Here is a 19,439-nt window from a genome sequence, read left to right as displayed (position 1 = left end):
TTTATATATTTTTATAGTTATAACTGTATTTTAATTAACCCTGCATTATTTCTTCAATTTATATCACTTAAAAACCCATTTATTTCCAAATATAATATTTATATATATTACTAGATATGACTACTTTTAATACGCTGAATATGCACACAATAACCGTACTATTTATTTAAATAATGAATTTAAAAAAAATATATAAATAAGTTTATAAAAAAATATTTTTTAAGCAAAAAATAAAGCTCAAACCTAAAGGTCTGAGCTTTATTTAAACACTATCAAGTTTTAATAGTTGATGGTGGTCAACTGTTCTGTAGATTGAATCGAACCTTCTGTAAATTCACACAGCCCTTGTTCATCACAAGATAAATTTAGTTGCTTATAGCTAATCGCAAAAGAGTCAGAATATTTTTTGACTACAAACGGGCTCATATCCGACGTTAAAGGCTCTTCACTCTTGAACAATTTAATGATCTTACGGTCATTCATCGCTAACAAATAAATTTCATTATTTAATTCAATATGCACTACACCTGTGTGTTCAGCCACAATTGGAACCAAATAAGATTTATTCACCAGCAGAGTATCTACCATATAACTTTCAATCTTTGAATTGATGAGGTTGAATACCAAAACTGAACCAAAGCTGGTCTGCAGACCTTCTTTATAATTTGCAGCTTCTTGAATTCGCTGTACTTTAATACCCAATTTTTGAAAGTCTAGCTCAGTTGCTTGCTTCGTCTTTATCAGGCTACGCGTAATAGCCTGTTTAAGCGGGTTATCAAAATAACGTTCCTCGAGCTGAAAATCGTTCTGACGCAATATTTTTAACAACATTTCGTCATGATGGGTAAGAACATGCGCAAGTACATTACGGAAGTAAAATTTACTTTGCTTTTTGACCTTACGGACCTGCTGATAAAAATAGATTTCATCAAAGTCATGTTCAATAAAATCATGTAATAAACTTGAACTTGCCAACACAGACAATGCTTCATGACCAGTAAATGGCAAATGAATCGTATGTAAGTTTGGTAGCAGCTCTTTTATTTTTAGATAATGTTCACGGTCAGTCGCAAAATACGGATCATAAACAATAACGTATTCACGTGCAGCATCCACATCTTGTGGCTGGATTTGCATGTCTTTGTTTGCTATAGCATCAAAAAACTCGGCATAGCGTCGATCTTCAACCTGCTCAGGATCAATTGAATATTGAGGCACAAATGCAATCACACGATTCATATTCAATAAATTAGAATATTTGATTGCTGCATAGCCGCCCATTGAACCGCCATAACCTACAATATTTTTAAAACCTTCTAAAATAGGCGTAATCGCTTTTGCCAGCTCAATCATGCTCGCTTGAGGAAACCATGATTTTTGTTTTGGCATTACCCCGATAACATTATATTGGTATTTAATTAGGGACTTTTCAGCATTGATAGATAAGCCACTCGCTCGGGTAATCAAATCGCCAAAAGAGAGAACCAATGTATTAGAATCGCCTGGTAAAAAAATGGCTCTAATGTGTTCGTCTTCAAAAATAATTTGCTTATCCATGCTCACACCGAAAGAAAATTTACTCCCACATACAACGTCAAAAATGAAACAAAATAGGTGTTTTGCCAATTTATGATTGCGGAGTATCTTATTTTATAGATGCCAGTCAGATTAAAAAGCGCAAAATATGACACAATCCTTACATCCTGCCGCTCAAAAAGGCTTCAGCTCAGCTGCTGAACTTTATCAGCAAGTTAGACCCAATTATCCCGCAGAAATAGTAAGTTGGCTGCAAAATTGCCTACAAATACAGGAAAACTCTACTGTTATCGATCTTGGATCAGGTACTGGCAAATTCTTACCCTACTTAAAACAAACACATGCTGATGTTATTGCAGTTGAGCCAATTGGCGAGATGTTACAGCAGCTTCAACAAGTTTATCCTGATATCAAAACATTACAGGCTTTTAGCCATTCAATTCCTGTAGCAGACCATGAAATTGATGCGATTATTTGTGCACAATCTTTTCATTGGTTTGACAACCTCGATACCCTAACAGAAATGCATAGAGTATTAAAACCAAAAGGTCATTTAGGGCTCGTTTGGAATCAACGCGACGAACGTACGGACTGGGTAAAAGCCTTAGCTGATTTTCTACTTCCACTTGAAGGAGACACACCTCGTTATCATAGTGAAAAGTGGAAACGTGTATTTGAACAACAAGATTTGTTTGTATTTGATAGCCTACACACATTCACACAGTCACAACACGGTTCTGTCGAACAAGTCGTGAGTAATCGTTTACTCTCTACGAGTTTTATTGCTGCAATGACTGAAAAAGATCAATTACAACTCAAAGCACAGTTTGAAAAAATTGTTTATGATTTTACGGGATTAGGTCCTCAAGATCAGATTGATTTCCCATATGTTACATATGCATATCACTTTCAGAAAAGTACGTTACCCGTTAAATAATTAGTGAATAGGTTTGGTTGAAAAGTTATGAAGAAGAAAACATCTCAAATCATTTTAATGTCTTTGCTTTGCTCTAGCCTATTTCTTACTGCTTGTAAAAAAGCAGATGAGCCTGCTAAGACGGAGCAACCTTCTGCCACCTCATCTACCGATCAGGTGTTAGAAAAACTGAATGAAAGACCTGTTAAGACATTCCCTGCCACTGCTGATGATGCACACGATATTGCACTGTTAGAGGATTATGACCGTCGCTTTACAGAAATGAGTGACGAGATGGAAAGTGAATTAGCAAAAATGCATGAAGCTGGAACCCTGACTACAGAGTTTGAGCAACAACGTACTCTTGATAATGTGCGCTCTTCTCTGACCATGTTAAAAGATCTAGATTTAAAAACTGAACAAGGCCGTTACATTCAGGGTCTACTTTATCAATATTGGGAAAACCAAGAAAAACACTTGAGTGATAAGCAAGCCAATAAAGATGAACAGATCAATGATCTTGCCGACTATTTACAAGCGCAAAATCAATTAAAATATTGGAAAGCATCGCAACAGAAATAAGCAATATAGTGCTTATAAAAAAGCCTTCATATTTATGAAGGCTTTTTAAATTATATATTTTGCTTTTCAACCCAATGAATAGATTGCACACGAAATAGTTCACAAGCACCATCACCTGTATCAGTCGGCGTAAGCGACGATTTCCAGACTAAATTTTTGTCTTTAATCTCGACAAGGTCACCTTTTAGATAAACTAAATCACCACGTTTAACTTGTTTAATCTGCTGAGCAATCTCAGGATTTGCAGGAATGATGTGCATGTTAGACACCATTTGCATTGCTTGCTCTGCTGGAACAGGTAATTTAGGAATTTTCCAGTTTAAATAACGGTCATATTGTTTCACTGAAATATGACGTGCGATTTCAGGCTGGGCAAACAATCCCCAACTTACTGCATAGTCGATAGGAGAAAATTTAGCTTGTTCATCATTTTGATAAACTTTTGAACCCAGGATTCTGAAATTTCCTTGAAAAGGCTGTAATACAGAAATAGATTGGTCTTTTTCTATCGGGCTCAAACCGTTGGCAATATTGTATGCGCTTGAGGTCGATGCAAATGCTGAACTCATGCCAATAGCAGCTAGTAAGCCCATCATCAAACGTTGTTTTTTCATCGTGTTACACCTCAAATATTGCTAGATCAAAATTAATAGATCTTCAATTTATAATAGCTTTAAGCGATGAAAAAAATATCGAAATTTAGTAACAATACAGATCAATTTCGTCTATTTTTGTGCTGAATTAAACAGCTTGTTAATCTTCGAAATCTATTCTCAAAGTCTCAAATCGAACCCTACCTTGTTGTACAGCTTGAGCAATTGCCTGTTGGCCTTTCGTAAGTCTAGCACCGCCACTTTTTACATCGAGTAAAATAATATTGATGTCTTCTGCCGTACCATCGCCATCGCGAAAATCGGTATATCCATCAAAAATAATATAGTCCACCGGATCACCCATGAATTTTGCATCACTTGGTAAATATTGAAATTCAGGTAAAACTGGAGCAAATTGTTCTGCCATTTTTCCTTTCAATACCGCACGACTTGTATTTACACTTCTCTTTTGCGCTTGAGTAAGGGCTTGTTGATGCTCTAGTTCAAGTTCAGCGATATATTGCTCATATTCAGCCCGAATTCGTCCATTACGTGTATTTGATAAAATAAGAGTCGTGAGAATAATTCCAATACCAGCACCAATAAGCATGGCAAGCCATACAGACATAAATTTTCCTTAGCAAACACAAATCAACATGACAGATCTGCAATCATATCTAAAATAACGAAACAGCTTAAACTTTTGTCAAATGCGGTCATCTACTTCTAACAAAAAGATGCTAAGGTATAAAACATAAACAAATGTGCTGCTGAAAATAATTGGATTTATGAAAACGATACTTATTGCAAATCAAAAGGGCGGATGCGGAAAAACCATGACGGCCATTACGTTGGCAACGGCATTGGCACAAAAAGGATATAAAGTAGCATTAGCAGATTCAGATAATCAGAAGTCAGCTTTACAATGGTTAAAACAGCGCCCTGATACAGTTGCGGCGATCCAAAGCCTAGACTGGCGTCATGAAAAATCAATTGGCGATGCTCCAAAAAATCTGGACTATTTAATTATTGATGCACCTGGTGCTCTTTCAGGTGAACATGCTGAACAGCTCATTAGTGAAGCTCACGCCATTATTACCCCACTTCAGCCTTCATTTTTTGATATAGATAGTACTCGTCGCTTTTTGAAGCATTTACAAGATATTAAACGTATTCGCAAAGGCAAAGTTCAGATTTTACTTCTTGCTAATCGCGTAAAACCGAATAGTGCCAGCTCAAAAGATATTCAACAGTTTTTTGAAAAAATTGAACAAGAACCTGTGGCATGGATTGCTGAACGCACTGCATATGGCAGTTTGGCAATGCAGGGCTTGAGTATTTTTGATAAACCGCAAAAAAACTTTATTACTATTCAAAATCAATGGCAACCCGTTCTAAACAAGTTGATTGAAGATAAAGCTGAATGGTTTTAAAAGACTTTTGTCCTCTAAAACTGCATGTATAAGGTTCTTTACATTAGAGCCTTAAAATTTGCCTCAGGTTATTTTTCAGTTAATATGACTTTATTCTATGTAGAAAATTAGAGAAATATTGTTCGTGCATCCATACGCTCCTAATTTACAGCGCGTTTTATTGTTTGGGCTGTTTTTTATTTTGATTTTTTTAGGATTTAATATCCTGAAATATTTTATTGTTCCTGTACTTTGGGCTGCCATCATTGCTTATATGACTTGGCCTATTTATTTAAGAATTCAGCGTTTTTTTGGAGAAAGCCGTAATACTTTAAATGCAACACTCATGATTAGTCTGGTCATTTTGGTTGTTGGTATCCCTTTTACATGTGCTATTTTCATTTTACAGCATGAAGGACGCAACTTATATTTTGACTTACAACGTCAGGTTTTTTCTGGTCATTTAAGCGTTCCGGATTTTATACGTAACCTTCCTTTTGTCGGTAAAGAAATTTCTCGTACACTCAATGAGTTAAATAACGATCCTAATAGTACGATTCAAAATATTGCAGCTTGGGTACAAAGCCATTTAAGTTATGGCCGCGTGTTGCTCGGTGAAATTAGTAAAAATATTGTCAAACTTGGCTTTGCCGTATTTAGCCTATTTTTCTTCTATCGTGATGGTCAGCTCATTTTATCTCAGGTGAGCAAAGCTTTAGAGATGATCATTGGCCCACGAATTCATCATTATCTTGATACGATTTCCGAGACAACTCGTGCAGTCGTTTATGGGGTAGGTTTAACTGCTATTGCTCAAGCTGTTTTAGCTGGATTAAGTTACTTCGTAGCAGGTGTACCAAACCCTATGGTCCTCACCATTGCTACTTTCTTATTGGCTTTAATTCCATTTGGTACTCCAATTTCCTATTTAGGTGTTGGCTTATGGTTGTTCTCTCAGGGACAAACTATGGAAGCGATTGGTGTTGTCGTTTGGGGTGTATTGATTGTCAGTAGTTCAGATAATGTTATTAGACCACTTGTGATTTCTGGTGCCACCAAAATTCCATTCTTATTAATTATGTTTGGTGTGTTGGGTGGTATTGCGAGTTTTGGCTTAGTAGGTCTATTTATTGGTCCTGTAATTTTAGCTATTTTATTAGCAATTTGGCGTGAATGGCTACATGAAACGATTGAGCCTGAACCTATGCCAAAAACCACCATGATTTATGATTCTGATAATGAGTCTTCAACTGATAAAGAGTGACTTCATTATTTAATTTAAAAATGTTTCTAGATACAAATTAACTATTTAAATTAACTTGTAGGTTAGACCTGCGTTTGTTTGAATCAAACAATCATATAAATTTATAAGGACATCCAATCATGCAGATGTTTAATAAAATTGGTGCAGTTTGTGCGCTTACGGCTCTTTTCACGGTTGGCTGTAGCTCAGTCACAAAAACTGTATCCGATACGGCTCAAGCATTAACCACAATGCATACAAAAAAAGTGGTTGATGTAAATGAAGTAACTGCTAACGGTATTGGTAAAAAAATAGGTACGATTAGCTTTCAAGATAGCGACAAAGGTTTAATTATCACCCCTGCTCTTGCTGACTTACCAAGTGGTACTCGTGGTTTCCATATTCATGAAAACGCCTCTTGTGCACCTGCTGTAAAAGATGGGAAACCTGGTGCTGCTTTAGCTGCTGGTAGTCACTATAACCCGAACCAAGCACCTCATCACGGTACTCCAACCACTGGCCATTTAGGTGATCTACCTGTTTTAGTGGTCGACAACACAGGTGTTGCGACAACTGCCGTAATCGCACCTCGATTGAAACTTGCTGATATTAAGGGTCGAGCTATTATGATCCATGCGGGTGGCGACAATTACTCAGACTCACCTCAACCTCTTGGCGGTGGCGGAGCACGAATTGCGTGTGGTGTGATTAAATAATTGATGCCCTTATTTAATTGTGGGTATCTAAAAAGATATCCACAATTTTGTTAATTTATTAATCGTTACAACTTGGTTTAAGCCTTATAAAATTTTAAAAAATGACTGACTTTTGTAGATAAAAAGAATAATATTTTTGAAGTAATAAAAATTTAAAGTTACATACTGCTTTCTCACGTATTCTCTAATTTAGAACAAAAAGCCGTGAATTATCTGACCCAAATATTTAATAGCTTTAAGACAAACTCTATTTTAATTTATTGCCTGCAAATTCTGATTGTACTCACTGGCACAACTTTAGGTTTGCTTTGGCTGGGCTATAATCAACTGATTGTTCCAGTAACCTTAGGGGCAATTGCAGCAGCATTAACAGACTTTGATGATCGCTTAAGCATTCGATTACGCAACTTGGTCTATGTCTGTCTGCTCTTTTTTACAGTCAGTAGTATTCTCGGCTTTTTAGCTCCTTACAAAATTTTCTTTATTTTATATCTCTCTATCTCAAGTGCTTTTTTCATATTACTAGGCGCATTAGGGCAACGTTATGCCACGATTTCTTTTGGTACAATTTTGCTTTCTATTTATAGTATGTTCGGTTTAGGCGAATATGTTCATTGGTACCAACAACCCACCTACTTTGTTTATGGTGCTCTGTGGTACGGTTTAACTTCTATTTTATTTTTTATTATTAAACCTACACTTCCCTTACAAGACAAACTCTCACAAATCTTTCAAGAAATTTCTGCTCTACTGCAAGCGAAAGCACGTTTGTTTGATCCAGACAATAAAGAGAATGTAGAACAGCTTTTATATGAACTGTCCTTACAAAATACGCAAGTTGCCCAAAGTCTTAATCAAATACGCAGTTCACTCCTTACTCGACTCAAAGCTTCAAGAGTCAGTAATAAAAGTATCTATTGGCTAAACCTATATTTTTTCGCACGAGATATTCACGAGCAAGCAACTTCAAATTATTTACATTACGAACATATTCAACAGAATTTTAGCCGTAGTGATCTTATTTTCCGTTTCCAGAAAAATCTACGCTTACAAGCACAAGCGTGCCAAGATCTAGCTCAGTGTATTTTGCATAATCGACCATCTCAGCCATCGCTAGAAAGCCGAACCGTATTAAACCATTTAGAAAGTTCTTTAAAGGACTGGATACAACAGCATCCACAAAATTTTGAAGTTAAAAATTTAAAACTTATTTTTGATAATTTAAAAGGAATGCATGAACAGTTTGAACAACTACAATATGCACAACCCGTCCCTGAAAATAATACCCAAACAAGACAAGAACACTTAAATTTACTTGATGATGATATTCAAGGATTTTCAGATCTTATCTTAAAACTTCGGCAACAACTTACGCCGCAGTCAGCCCTGTTTAGACATGCCATACGGATTGCTGTGGTTTTTGCCGCAGGTTATGCGATTTCGTTATTACCCTTTGCGCAGCATGGATACTGGATTTTACTGACCAGTTTGTTTGTTTGTCAGATTACTTATTTTGCGACTAAAAGCCGACTTAAATTAAGAACGATTGGTACCGTACTTGGTGTTTTATTAGGAATACCTATTTTATATTTTGTACCGAGTATTGAAGGCCAGCTCATTCTTACCATTATTTGTGGAGTTAGCTTTTTCTACTTACGCCAGAAGAAATATGCTTTAGCCACAGTCATGGCTACCCTTATGGTATTGCTCATTTTCAACTTAAAAGGTGCAGGTTACAGCATTATTTTACCTCGCCTAATCGATACCTTATTAGGCTGCTTTATTGCATGGCTTGCCGTAAACTTTATTTGGCCCGACTGGAACTTTCGAAACATCCCCAATAATATTAATAAAAGCAGCAAAGCCACATTAGATTATTTCAATGTGATTGTTGAACAATATCAATATGGAAAAAATCAGGATATAGAGTACCGCCGAATTCGTCGTGCTGCGCATAATGCTCAAATCGAGCTATCCAACATGATTTCGAGTTTAAGTGCTGAGCCCAACCCGAACCCTCAACTCATCCATTATGCCTTTCGTTATTTGGTTTATAGCCACAGCCAACTGAGTTATGTGGCAGCGTTAGGAAGTCAGCGTCAAAAAATTGATGATGAGCAGATTTTGCAATTATTGTTACGCTGCCAGCAAATTATAAGCCAGAGTGTTCTTGAGCAGTCACTTCCCGCCCCGAAGCTTATTGAACAAACCTTACAAGAAATTCAAAGCATAACTGAACATGAACACCTTTCTGAAAAATATATATTAGTCTTGAAACAAATCACTTTATTGTTAGAAACTTTGCCTGAATTATTAACGCTTAAAGGCAAACTTTTAGAACAAGAGATTAAGTAGAATAAAAAATACCGGAATATAAATTCCGGTATTTTTTTATTTAATTATTGCCTTGTTGCAGCCTTTCTTGCATTTCCTGCTTTAAAGCACTTCGCGGTTGGTTAAACCAAAGAGCAATAAAGGAAAATGCAGACAATGCAAAAGCCCATAAATGAAATTGCGTATAGAGATAACGTACTAGCTCAATCATTGCAAAGAAACTCATCATCAGCAACATCGAAACTGCTGCGGCAACCGTTCCTTTTGATACTTCAGATGACATGAGTGCAAAACGATATAAGACTGAGAAACTAATCCCTTCACCAAAACAAATCAGAGTCATACCTGTAAGCAAACAAGGTATGAGATAGGTTTGCCATACCACACCTAGTATTAAAATAAGTGTACCCAACAGCATAATAGGCAAACCCATCATGACCGTTCTACCCAAAGGCAAACGGTCAATAATTTTGATTAAGACAATGTTGCCTACAATTAAACCCAAAAATACGGGGAATTGAGCTAAGCCATATTGCACACTGGTGAGCTTTAATTCATCTACTAAAATGATTGGAGATAAAGCAATCCATAGCATTAAAGGCATGCCCACTAAGGGTAATGCAAGGCTTAGACCCAAAAAACGGCGGTTGGTAAACACCTTCTTAAAGTCATCAAAAAGATAACTAAAGGGTTGCTTAGTTACACTGACTTGCTGGCTTGGCATCTGTTTTTTCAACCCGATCCAACTGAGTAATGCCAATACAGCGATGGCGACAAAGCCCCAATGCCATGACACATAATCAATTAAGAAAGCGCCAAGTACAGGTCCGAGCAAGGGCGCAAGCAATGAGATATTTGCCATGAGTGCCATGACTTTAATTGCATCACGCTCAGCAAAACTTTCTTGAATGGCCGCATAACCAACAGCTGAAATTACGGTTAAGCCAATTCCTTGCAAAAATCTTAAAGCTAGAAATTGCTCGATTTGCGTCGTAAGTAAAATTAAAAAGCAGCATAGAGCAAAGAATAAAACTCCTGCTAATAGTACTTTTTTACGTCCGAGACGGTCCGACAAAGGTCCAAGTAACCATGCAACTGTAGCGCCGCCTAATAAATAAAATGACATTGAAGAGGGTGCCCAAGTTGCACTTACACCAAAATCTTCAGTAATTGCCAACATGGCTGGCTGAATCAGGTCATTACCAATATAAACCGCAAATTCAAATAGCACTAAGGCCAAAGGAAACATCAACGTTGTACGGTTCAACGTTGCCGTTTGAATATTTTTCATGAGTTGTACACTTCAAAATAGCAGCCATATGTCTCTATGACTACCTATAAAATAAGATGTAGTCATGACGATGACATGTATGGTCAATCAATCTTTAGTTAAGTTGTTATATGCCGTGAGAGTGCATGTTTAGAGTGTGAAACACCGTATTCACAAGGTGTCTAAAACGAGAAAAAATATATGACGTGAGATTCGGTAATTTTTACCAATTGGCACAATTGCCGAGCGCAACAATAGCACTTTTTAAATTGATCAGCAATCATGCAATTTCAAGAAGCTTAAATTTCAGTTTTTTACACAAAAAGGCATGCAAATTATGGTTGTGCACAAACTCAAAGTTATCCACATATTTGATAAAAAATTAAGCATCATGGACAAGGGTTAACTTGAAAGTCTGTAGTTTCCTCCCCTTTTGTACATTGATAGCTTTGCTTTTTATTCACAATTTTCCAAACTTGCTGATCTCGTTTTAATAAATATTCAGTACGTGTTTTCGAGACAGCATCTGGACTAGGCTCTGTTTGTAAAATAGTAACTTGCGCATTGGAAGGATCATCTGCAGCATTCATTTGCTGTGAAATATCTAAATTGGTTGCATCATTTAAAAGATCTGGTTGATCAAGTAATACAGCCTGTATCGGACTATCAGCAAGTTGAGTTGAAGAATTTTGAGGCGGAGCACAAGCCGTTAATATGCTTAAGCTGAAAATAATCAACAAACAATTTTTTTTCATTATCCTACCCCTCTATTTACCCAAAATTAATGCTAAAGCTAATAGGCCACTTTTTCCTTTTGAGCTTTGTAAACATCCATAAAATGATTAATATGAAAGAGATAGGAAGTTTTTAAAAAGAAAAAACTTAGTAATTATTGATTTTTAATCAATAATATTTTTCCAATTCATGCATTTTTCTACAACAGTAAATCCCATAGAGTATGTCTCAAATACAGGAATTTAATGAGAGCAACTCCCATGAGTAAGATTTTAGTGATTAATGGCGCTAAACAATTTGCCCATTCGAATGGTGAATTAAATGACACATTAACCACACTCGCAACAACCCATCTCACTGAACTAGGCCACGAAGTTCAAGTCACCCGTGCAGATAGCGATTATGATGCTGAAAGTGAAGTTGAAAAATACTTGTGGGCAGATGTTGTTATTTACCAGATGCCAGGCTGGTGGATGGGTGCACCATGGACAGTTAAAAAGTATATTGATGATGTCTTTACCACGGGCCATGGTTCACTTTATGCAAGTGATGGCCGTAGCCGCTCTGATGCCTCGAAGAAATATGGTTCAGGTGGTCTAATTCATGATAAAAAATATATGCTCTCACTCACCTGGAATGCACCGATGGAAGCATTTGACGATGCAGATCAGTTCTTCCATGGCATAGGGGTAGACGGCGTTTATTTACCATTTCATAAAGCCAATCAATTCTTAGGCATGAGTACGCTTCCAACGTTTATTGTAAACGACGTAATTAAAATGCCTAACGTTGATAGTTATGTTGAAGAATATAAAGCACATTTAAATACTGTATTTGCAGCAGCCTAATAAGGAGAAATCCATGCTAACCATTATTGCGGAAATTCGTACTCAATCGGGTGGACAACATCGCCAGAATGTATTGGATGCCTTTCAAAAAATCATTCCCACTGTTTTAGCAGAAGATGGTTGTCATGGTTATGAACCTTTAATTGATCACATTTCAAATGCGAGCTTCCAGACTCAAGAACCTGATACGATTGTCATGCTAGAAAAATGGGAAAGTGTTGCTCATCTTGAGGCACATTTGGCTACACCTCATATGCAAGCACATCATGCAGCTGTTAAAGATGATGTTGTGGATGTCAAAATTAAAATTTTGGAAAGTGGCGTATAACTTAGCCTATAAAAAAGACGATATATTTATCGTCTTTTTTTTATATTTTAAGAACAAAGCTGGGTTTGGAACCCTCTAGAGCCTTTCCCTCTCGCACATTGGTAGCTCTTTTGCTTATTTTGCAATTGCCACTTTTCATCAATCAATTTAAATGAATATTCTGTTCGGATTGCAGAAACAGAATCATCCATTAAACCAGTTTGAATCACGGTAATACGGGAAACAGTTGGAGATTCTACGCGGTTAAATACTTGCTGAACTGATGTATTGTTGTGCTCTTTTGCAATCTCGGGTTGAGCTTTAAGTACTTGTTGCATTGGGGTATCAGAACCCACAAAAGGAATTAATTTACTGGTCGTCGCACACCCAGTGAAAAGTCCAGCACAAAGCGCTGAAATTAAAAATAAACGTTGCATTCTTATCACCAAAAACAAAAGCCATAGCTTTATGATGCTATGGCTTTGTCGGTTACTCTGTAGAAACTATGTAGTCCTACAAAATAGATCTAATTTAAAGATCAAATAATTTACCTGGGTTCATCAAACCATTTGGATCAAATACTTTCTTCAAAGCTTTCATATATTCAATTTCTTCAGGCGAACGTGAATATTCCAAATATGGCTTTTTCGTCATACCGACACCATGTTCAGCAGAGATTGAACCGTCATATTTTTTGACGGTATCAAACACATATTTATTCACAACCTGACATTTCGCAAAGAACTCATCTTTGGTTAAGTTTTCAGGTTTTAAAATATTTAAGTGCAAGTTACCGTCACCGATATGACCGAACCAACAGATTTCAAAGTCTGGATAGTTTTCTTGAACAATCGCATCAATTTCACGAATAAATGCAGGCACGTGAGTAATTAATACTGAGATATCGTTTTTATATGGAATAAACGGCGCGATTGATTCAGAGATATCTTCACGTAAACGCCATAAACTTTCTACTTGGTCAAGGCTCTGGCTCATTACGCCATCAAGTACCCAACCCTGCTCCATACAATGCTCGAAAATTTCCATTGCTTTATCGAGAATCGGCTCATATGGTGCTTCAAACTCAAGTAATACATAGAACGGACATTGAGTTTCAAATGGGCGTTGTACATGTCCATGATCTAAAACTTTTTGCATTGCAAGTTCACCAAAGAACTCAAATGCCGTTAAATCGATATCTTTTTGGAACGCATGTAATACAGGCATTACTGCATCAAAGTCAGGAACACCTAAAACTAAAACTTGTAAGTTTTGTGGTTGACGCTCAAGTTTAATTTCTGCTTCAGTGACTAAACCTAATGTGCCCTCACCACCAATAAACAAATGCTGTAATGCATAACCAGTTGCATTTTTAACCATACCTTTGTTTAAACGTAGAATATCGCCTTTACCAGTCACTACGGTTAAACCAAGCACCCAGTTACGTGTCATGCCATATTTAATAACTTTAATCCCACCAGCATTTGTTCCGATATTACCGCCAATCTGGCTAGAACCTGCTGACGCAAAGTCCACTGGATAATACATGCCTTGTTCTTCTGCATAATTCTGCAATTGCTCAGTCACAACACCAGCTTGTACACGAACCATACGATCTGCCGGGAAGAACTCAAGAATTTGGTTCATTTTGTCCATGCTAATGACAATTTCACCATTGGTTGCTACCGCACCAGCAGAGAGACCGGTACGACCACCTGACGGTGTAATCGCAACATTAAACTGATTCGCAAGCTTTACAACTGCCTGAACTTGTTCAGTGGTTGATGGAAAAACGATGACCGATGGGTTCGGATTAAAATGCTTGGTATGATCTTTACCCCAGTTTTCGAGACTATCAGCATCGGTTTTAATACGGTTTTCACCGACGATTGCTGTTAATTGGGTGAGTAACTCAGGTGTTAAAGCGACTGGAGCATTCATCGTTTGCAGACCTAGCAAGAAGTAAACTGTGGTGGGACTATGACCTTATAATTCTCAAGGTTCTCACCTGAGCAAAGCCATAATGTTCAAGGAACTCCTATATTCTACATGTATCCGCGCAAGCGATAAAGTTCAGAATAGAGATACTGTCACTACAAAACATGTTTAACGTAAATAAATACTTCCTATGGGGGTTTCAGAGAAAAATCACATTTAAGTAACAACCAAAGCATATTTTAAAATGCTCGACAAGCCCATAAACAGAAGTGATTAGACATAGATAAAATTGCCATAAGGCGATGGTATAAACGAAATATCTATAGCGCTGCCCAGTATGTTATTATACCGCCACCAAATTTGGCCTTTGTAGCGGAGCCGTAATGAGCCAACATCTTTCACTACCTAAAGATAAAATCCGTTTCCTTTTGTTAGAAGGCGTTCATCAAAACGCAGTCGATACTCTAAACGCTGCGGGTTACACCAATATTGACTATCGTAAAACTGCTCTTGAAGGCGAAGCGCTTAAAGAAGCAATTAAAGAAGCTCACTTTATTGGTATTCGTTCGCGTACCCAATTGACTGAAGAAGTTTTCGAAGCTGCAAATAAATTGATCGCTGTAGGTTGTTTCTGTATCGGAACAAACCAAGTTGATCTTAAAGCAGCGATGGCACGTGGTATTCCTGTATTTAACGCACCGTATTCAAATACGCGTTCGGTTGCAGAGCTTGTACTTGCCCAAACAATTCTTCTTCTTCGCCGTGTTCCTGAAAAATCGGCGGCTTGTCATCGTGGTGGTTGGGACAAGTCTGCTGTCGGTTCTTTTGAAACTCGTGGCAAAACTTTAGGTATTGTGGGTTACGGTTCCATCGGTTCTCAACTTTCAGTTCTTGCTGAAAGCCTAGGTATGCATGTCATTTATTATGATGCAGTAACTAAATTACCAATGGGTAATGCTCGCCAAGTTGGTTCTCTAGATGAGCTTTTAGCAACTGCAGATGTTGTAACGTTACATGTGCCAGATGTTCCATCTACACGCAACTTCTTCACTAAAGAACAATTTGCGAAAATGAAAGAAGGCGCAATTTTCTTAAATGCTGCACGTGGTACATGTGTAGTGATTGAAGATTTAGCTGATGCAATCAAATCTGGTCATATTGCTGGTGCAGCGGTTGACGTATTCCCGAAAGAGCCAAAAGCAAATGGTGAAGAATTCCAGTCTCCACTTCGCGGCTTAGACAACGTGATTTTAACTCCTCACGTTGGCGGTTCAACTATGGAAGCGCAAGCAAACATCGGTTTAGAAGTTGCAGAGAAATTTGTTGCTTACTCTGACAAAGGTATGACACTTTCTGCGGTTAACTTCCCAGAAATCGCATTGCCATTGACAGCTGGCCAACACCGTTTATTGCACATCCACAAAAACGTGCCAGGCGTATTGTCTAAAATCAACAACTTGTTTGCTGAACAAGGCATCAACATTTCTGGTCAATCACTTATGACTAAAGGTGACATCGGTTACTTGGTCATGGACGTTGACGCTTCTGCTTCTCAAGAAGCTTTAGATATGTTGCATGAAGTTGAAGGTACAATTCGCGTGCGCGTATTGTTCTAATACGAACTGTAAATTAAAAAGCCACAGCAATGTCTGTGGCTTTTTTATAGGCATTTACATTATCATGTGAAAAGTATACCAATCGATCAAATAATAAAATGTCTAGTTCGACTCAGAAATCTCAGCTACATGCTTTGGGCTTTCTTATTCTCGCTATGCTAAGCGTACAAAGCAGTGCATCTTTAGCAAAAATTCTGTTTCAGAACTTTCCTGTGCTCACTGTCTCTGCAATGCGCTTATGTCTAGGTGCAATTATTCTTGCCTTTATTTTTAGAATTTGGCGAATTAATTTTAGTCAGGTTCGTTGGAAAGCAATCTTGGCTTATGGATTTGCGCTTGCAGGAATGAACGCACTATTTTATCTATCGATCGAACGCTTACCGATTGGAATTGCGGTTGCTTTTGAATTTATTGGCCCTTTAAGTGTGGCGTTATACCACGCACGCCAAAAATATGATTTTGTTTGGGTGAGCTTCGCAATTATTGGGCTGATTTTACTTTTTCCTTTCAATCAGGCTCATAGTCTAGATTGGATCGGCGTCTTATTTGCCATTAGCGCAGGCGCGTGTTGGGCACTTTATATTATTGCTGGGCAAAAACCTTCTGGCATTTCAGGCAATCATACGGTGTGTTTGGGAATGAGTGTGGGTGCATGCATCTTATTACCCATTACCTTTTTTTCAGGGTCAATTGCACAAGTTATAGAACTTCCCAATCTTTTTTATTTTATTGGTTTAGCCATTTTAGCCAGTGCTCTCCCATTCTCTTTAGAAATGTTGGCACTCCGCAATTTGACGCCCTTAAGTTTTGGAACATTGATGAGCCTAGAACCCGCAGTTGCAGCGCTATCTGGTTTTATCTTTTTAGGCGAATATCTGTTATGGAACCAATGGCTAGCACTTGCAACCATTATTACAGCTTCCGTTGGTTGTACCATAACCACCCAAAAAGCTCGTCAAGAACGTGAAAAAACAGCAAGTTAATTTAATGAAATCTGCCAGCTAAAACACAGTATTCGTTATAATTGTCCGCCATTATTTTTAGATATCAGATGAAGCGCTAGAGTATTTTCCATGCAAAATCTTCCAATTATTGCTGTGCTGTATATGATTTTGTCGATGGTTTCATACCAAATCAGCGCTTCATTTGCTAAACAGCTCATTGCGACATTAGACCCGCTCACCGTTACAGTTTTGAGACTAAGCTTTGCAACAATCATAGTCGCGATCATGTTCCGCTCTTGGAAAATCTGGTCACGCTTACCCTATTTAAAATGGCGTGATTTATTGATGTACTGCGCTTCTTTAGGGCTAATGAATATCTTATTTTATACGTCGCTTGGAAAATTACCCCAAGGTATCGCCGTAGGCTTAGAGTTTATTGGTCCATTAGGTCTTGCGCTCCTTTCTATCAAACAAAAGAGTGATTACATTTGGGTAGCACTTGCCATGTTAGGCATTGCACTCATGGTACCTTGGCAAAACCCAGTTCAACACAATTTTTCCTATATTGGCGCAGCATGTGCGCTAGGGGCTGGACTTTGTTGGGCCTTCTATATTTATTTTGGTCATAAAGTTGTGACCCAAAATATCGGGATGCATGCATTAACAATTGGGATCGGTGTTTCTGCAATTGCCTTATTGCCAATTGGAATCTGGCATAATGCTCCTGCATTACTTGAGACACAGTACTGGGGTAAAGCCTTACTTATTGCTGTGTTAGCGACTGCAATTCCATATGCACTCGATTTAATGGCTCTCAAACAACTCAATAAATTAACTTATGGGACTCTAACGAGTTTAGCACCAGCATTGGCAGCATTAACGGGTTTCTTATTACTTCACGAAGAAATCAGCATGCTGCAATGGGTGGCTTTGGCTTGCGTAATGCTGGCCTCAATTGGTGTCACTTTAAGAAGTACTAAAAAAGCTGCATAGGTTTACTCTACTGCTGCTTTTTATACTTTTTATATTCCTTTAAATATTTATTACCCAGCGTTTCTTTTTCGCTGTCTTTAAGAATTTTTCCGGCTTGCTGGAAAAATTTATGTTCTTCTTCTTTTAAATGATGATGGACTTTTTCACTCAACTGTTTGGCGGTTGCTAACCAGCTTGGACTACTCATATCAGTTTTTTCAAGTTGTTCGACCAACTCATCCATTTCATGATGTTCGGATAAAGCATGTCTCGTAATATCTAGCCCCACATCATCAAACATTAAAGGAATATAGAGGTAACGGTCTTCGGCAACTGAATGGGCATAAAGTTCATTTTTTAATGCATCAAATAATTCTTTTCTTTCTTCGGTTAAACCGTGTGTCTGAATGAGTTGTTCAGAAAGGTTACGTTGATTTTCATGGCTTTCTCTTAATGCTTCGAAAATATTCATTCTCTTCCTCATTTTTTAGCTAAAAAATCTTTTTTATTTCAAAGTTTATCATACGTTGAAATTTATAATGTTTAAGTAGCTTAAAATGAGACTATTTTTTACACAGTTTTCTTTCTAGTAAATTTCTGTAATGATTTTTATATTTATAGCTTTAAATGATACATAAAAGTATGAACTGCTTTCTAAGATCAGCTCATACTTTTACTTTTTTTATTTGATTTAGCCTGTAACAAACATTTGATAGCCCAGACGGCAAATCAGGATACTCACCAAAATTAAAAAGATAATACGGACAAAACCACTACCGTATTTAAGCGCAGTACGTACCCCAACAATAGAACCTAGCACGTTAGCTACCGCCATCATTAAACCAATATGTAAAATCGCGTGTCCAGTTGGAATGAGGAAACTCAATGCAGCCAAGTTCGTCATAAAATTACCGATTTTAGACAAAGCTGAAGCATGTAAGAAATCAACTTGTAAAAAACGGATAAAGAAGAAAATAAAGAAGCTACCTGTACCCGGCCCAAAAATACCGTCATAAAAACCAATGGCCAAACTACCAATAGCAGCTAAAATTAACATTTTCGTGGTAATTTTTTGCTCGGTATGAACTTGACCGAAGTTCTTTTTAACTAGGGTATAAATTGCGATCACAATCAACATGACGAAAACGAAAGGACGCAATACAGATTGTGGAATAAGTGACAAACATGCAGCGCCGGCAAAAGAACTAATCAAGGCACAAATGGCAATAACGGCTAAAAGCTTCCATTGCAACTTTACTTTCTTAGCAAAGGTATAAGCCGCCGACGCCGTACCAAAAATAGATGAGACTTTATTGGTACCAATCACGGTAGCAGTCGACATGTTAGGAAAAGTACTCATGATCCCGGGAATCTGGATGAGTCCACCGCCGCCTACAGCAGCATCAATTGCTCCTGCAGTAAACGCAAAAAAGATCAAACTAAGGATAACATCCCATTCCATGCCCATGTTCTATAC

Annotated in this window: 20 protein-coding genes; 11 read left to right on the top strand and 9 right to left on the bottom strand. The window is 37.6% G+C overall.

Features of this window, described 5'->3' with window-relative positions:
* Nucleotides 1-279: 279 nt before the first annotated feature.
* A complete protein-coding gene (locus HLV59_RS01805; RefSeq protein WP_016143614.1) occupies nt 280-1,557 on the bottom strand; it encodes a hypothetical protein in 1,278 nt (425 codons plus the stop codon).
* Nucleotides 1,558-1,684: 127 nt separating this feature from the next.
* On the opposite strand from HLV59_RS01805, the gene HLV59_RS01800 reads away from it, so the two are divergent.
* Complete coding sequence (locus HLV59_RS01800) at nt 1,685-2,473, top strand: class I SAM-dependent methyltransferase (RefSeq protein WP_087089554.1); 789 nt, start codon at nt 1,685-1,687, stop codon at nt 2,471-2,473.
* Between the two features lie 27 nt (nt 2,474-2,500).
* Entirely contained in the window at nt 2,501-3,034 is a 534-nt protein-coding gene (locus HLV59_RS01795) for a hypothetical protein (protein ID WP_016143616.1), read from the top strand.
* Nucleotides 3,035-3,084: 50 nt separating this feature from the next.
* Here the strand turns inward: HLV59_RS01795 and HLV59_RS01790 are convergent, their stop codons facing one another.
* Together HLV59_RS01790 and HLV59_RS01785 are read right to left on the bottom strand one after the other, a co-directional pair.
* Nucleotides 3,085-3,648, bottom strand: coding sequence for a hypothetical protein (locus tag HLV59_RS01790; protein WP_057105825.1), 564 nt, complete (start codon nt 3,646-3,648; stop codon nt 3,085-3,087).
* 139 nt (nt 3,649-3,787) lie between these two features.
* Entirely contained in the window at nt 3,788-4,255 is a 468-nt protein-coding gene (locus HLV59_RS01785; RefSeq protein ID WP_031949477.1) for a Holliday junction resolvase-like protein, read from the bottom strand.
* A gap of 160 nt (nt 4,256-4,415) precedes the next feature.
* Between HLV59_RS01785 and HLV59_RS01780 the strand changes: the two genes are divergently transcribed.
* The 4 genes from HLV59_RS01780 to yccS all read left to right on the top strand — a co-directional run bounded on the left by HLV59_RS01780 (nt 4,416) and on the right by yccS (nt 9,353).
* A complete protein-coding gene (locus HLV59_RS01780; protein WP_031949478.1) occupies nt 4,416-5,060 on the top strand; it encodes a ParA family protein in 645 nt (214 codons plus the stop codon).
* 124 nt (nt 5,061-5,184) lie between these two features.
* The gene (locus tag HLV59_RS01775) at nt 5,185-6,303 is read left to right on the top strand and encodes an AI-2E family transporter (RefSeq protein ID WP_125698010.1); all 1,119 of its coding nucleotides are present in this window, start codon (nt 5,185-5,187) and stop codon (nt 6,301-6,303) included.
* 125 nt (nt 6,304-6,428) lie between these two features.
* The gene (gene sodC, locus HLV59_RS01770; RefSeq protein WP_079748571.1) at nt 6,429-6,998 is read left to right on the top strand and encodes a superoxide dismutase family protein; all 570 of its coding nucleotides are present in this window, start codon (nt 6,429-6,431) and stop codon (nt 6,996-6,998) included.
* 204 nt (nt 6,999-7,202) lie between these two features.
* Nucleotides 7,203-9,353, top strand: coding sequence for a YccS family putative transporter (yccS, locus tag HLV59_RS01765; protein ID WP_171429218.1), 2,151 nt, complete (start codon nt 7,203-7,205; stop codon nt 9,351-9,353).
* A gap of 40 nt (nt 9,354-9,393) precedes the next feature.
* Here yccS and craA read toward each other — a convergent pair whose 3' ends face one another.
* The gene (gene craA, locus HLV59_RS01760) at nt 9,394-10,623 is read right to left on the bottom strand and encodes a chloramphenicol efflux MFS transporter CraA (protein ID WP_171429216.1); all 1,230 of its coding nucleotides are present in this window, start codon (nt 10,621-10,623) and stop codon (nt 9,394-9,396) included.
* A 368-nt stretch (nt 10,624-10,991) separates the two neighbouring features.
* The gene (locus tag HLV59_RS01755) at nt 10,992-11,360 is read right to left on the bottom strand and encodes a hypothetical protein (RefSeq protein ID WP_086399350.1); all 369 of its coding nucleotides are present in this window, start codon (nt 11,358-11,360) and stop codon (nt 10,992-10,994) included.
* Nucleotides 11,361-11,597: 237 nt separating this feature from the next.
* Here HLV59_RS01755 and HLV59_RS01750 point away from each other — a divergent pair, with 237 nt between their 5' ends.
* A complete protein-coding gene (locus tag HLV59_RS01750; RefSeq protein ID WP_171429214.1) occupies nt 11,598-12,185 on the top strand; it encodes an NAD(P)H-dependent oxidoreductase in 588 nt (195 codons plus the stop codon).
* Between the two features lie 13 nt (nt 12,186-12,198).
* Complete coding sequence (locus HLV59_RS01745) at nt 12,199-12,513, top strand: putative quinol monooxygenase (RefSeq protein ID WP_057105819.1); 315 nt, start codon at nt 12,199-12,201, stop codon at nt 12,511-12,513.
* A 47-nt stretch (nt 12,514-12,560) separates the two neighbouring features.
* Here HLV59_RS01745 and HLV59_RS01740 read toward each other — a convergent pair whose 3' ends face one another.
* A complete protein-coding gene (locus HLV59_RS01740) occupies nt 12,561-12,929 on the bottom strand; it encodes a hypothetical protein (RefSeq protein ID WP_062850201.1) in 369 nt (122 codons plus the stop codon).
* Between the two features lie 94 nt (nt 12,930-13,023).
* Nucleotides 13,024-14,433, bottom strand: a complete 1,410-nt coding sequence (locus tag HLV59_RS01735) for an FAD-binding oxidoreductase (protein WP_002116692.1) — start codon at nt 14,431-14,433, stop codon at nt 13,024-13,026.
* 380 nt (nt 14,434-14,813) lie between these two features.
* Here HLV59_RS01735 and serA point away from each other — a divergent pair, with 380 nt between their 5' ends.
* The 3 genes from serA (at nt 14,814) to HLV59_RS01720 (ending at nt 17,983) form a co-directional block, all read left to right on the top strand.
* On the top strand, nt 14,814-16,046 hold the full coding sequence (serA, locus tag HLV59_RS01730; protein ID WP_016143629.1) for a phosphoglycerate dehydrogenase: 1,233 nt from the start codon (nt 14,814-14,816) through the stop codon (nt 16,044-16,046).
* Between the two features lie 98 nt (nt 16,047-16,144).
* Nucleotides 16,145-17,029, top strand: coding sequence for an EamA family transporter (locus HLV59_RS01725; RefSeq protein WP_057105828.1), 885 nt, complete (start codon nt 16,145-16,147; stop codon nt 17,027-17,029).
* A 90-nt stretch (nt 17,030-17,119) separates the two neighbouring features.
* Nucleotides 17,120-17,983, top strand: coding sequence for an EamA family transporter (locus HLV59_RS01720; protein ID WP_061875216.1), 864 nt, complete (start codon nt 17,120-17,122; stop codon nt 17,981-17,983).
* Nucleotides 17,984-17,990: 7 nt separating this feature from the next.
* Here the strand turns inward: HLV59_RS01720 and HLV59_RS01715 are convergent, their stop codons facing one another.
* Entirely contained in the window at nt 17,991-18,434 is a 444-nt protein-coding gene (locus HLV59_RS01715) for a hemerythrin domain-containing protein (protein ID WP_001019905.1), read from the bottom strand.
* 219 nt (nt 18,435-18,653) lie between these two features.
* Nucleotides 18,654-19,430, bottom strand: a complete 777-nt coding sequence (locus HLV59_RS01710; RefSeq protein ID WP_016143633.1) for a sulfite exporter TauE/SafE family protein — start codon at nt 19,428-19,430, stop codon at nt 18,654-18,656.
* Nucleotides 19,431-19,439 lie beyond the last annotated feature (9 nt).

It is taken from the genome of Acinetobacter lactucae (assembly GCF_013122135.1).
Classification (GTDB): domain Bacteria; phylum Pseudomonadota; class Gammaproteobacteria; order Pseudomonadales; family Moraxellaceae; genus Acinetobacter; species Acinetobacter lactucae.
This window is presented reverse-complemented; position numbering and strand designations above follow the sequence as displayed.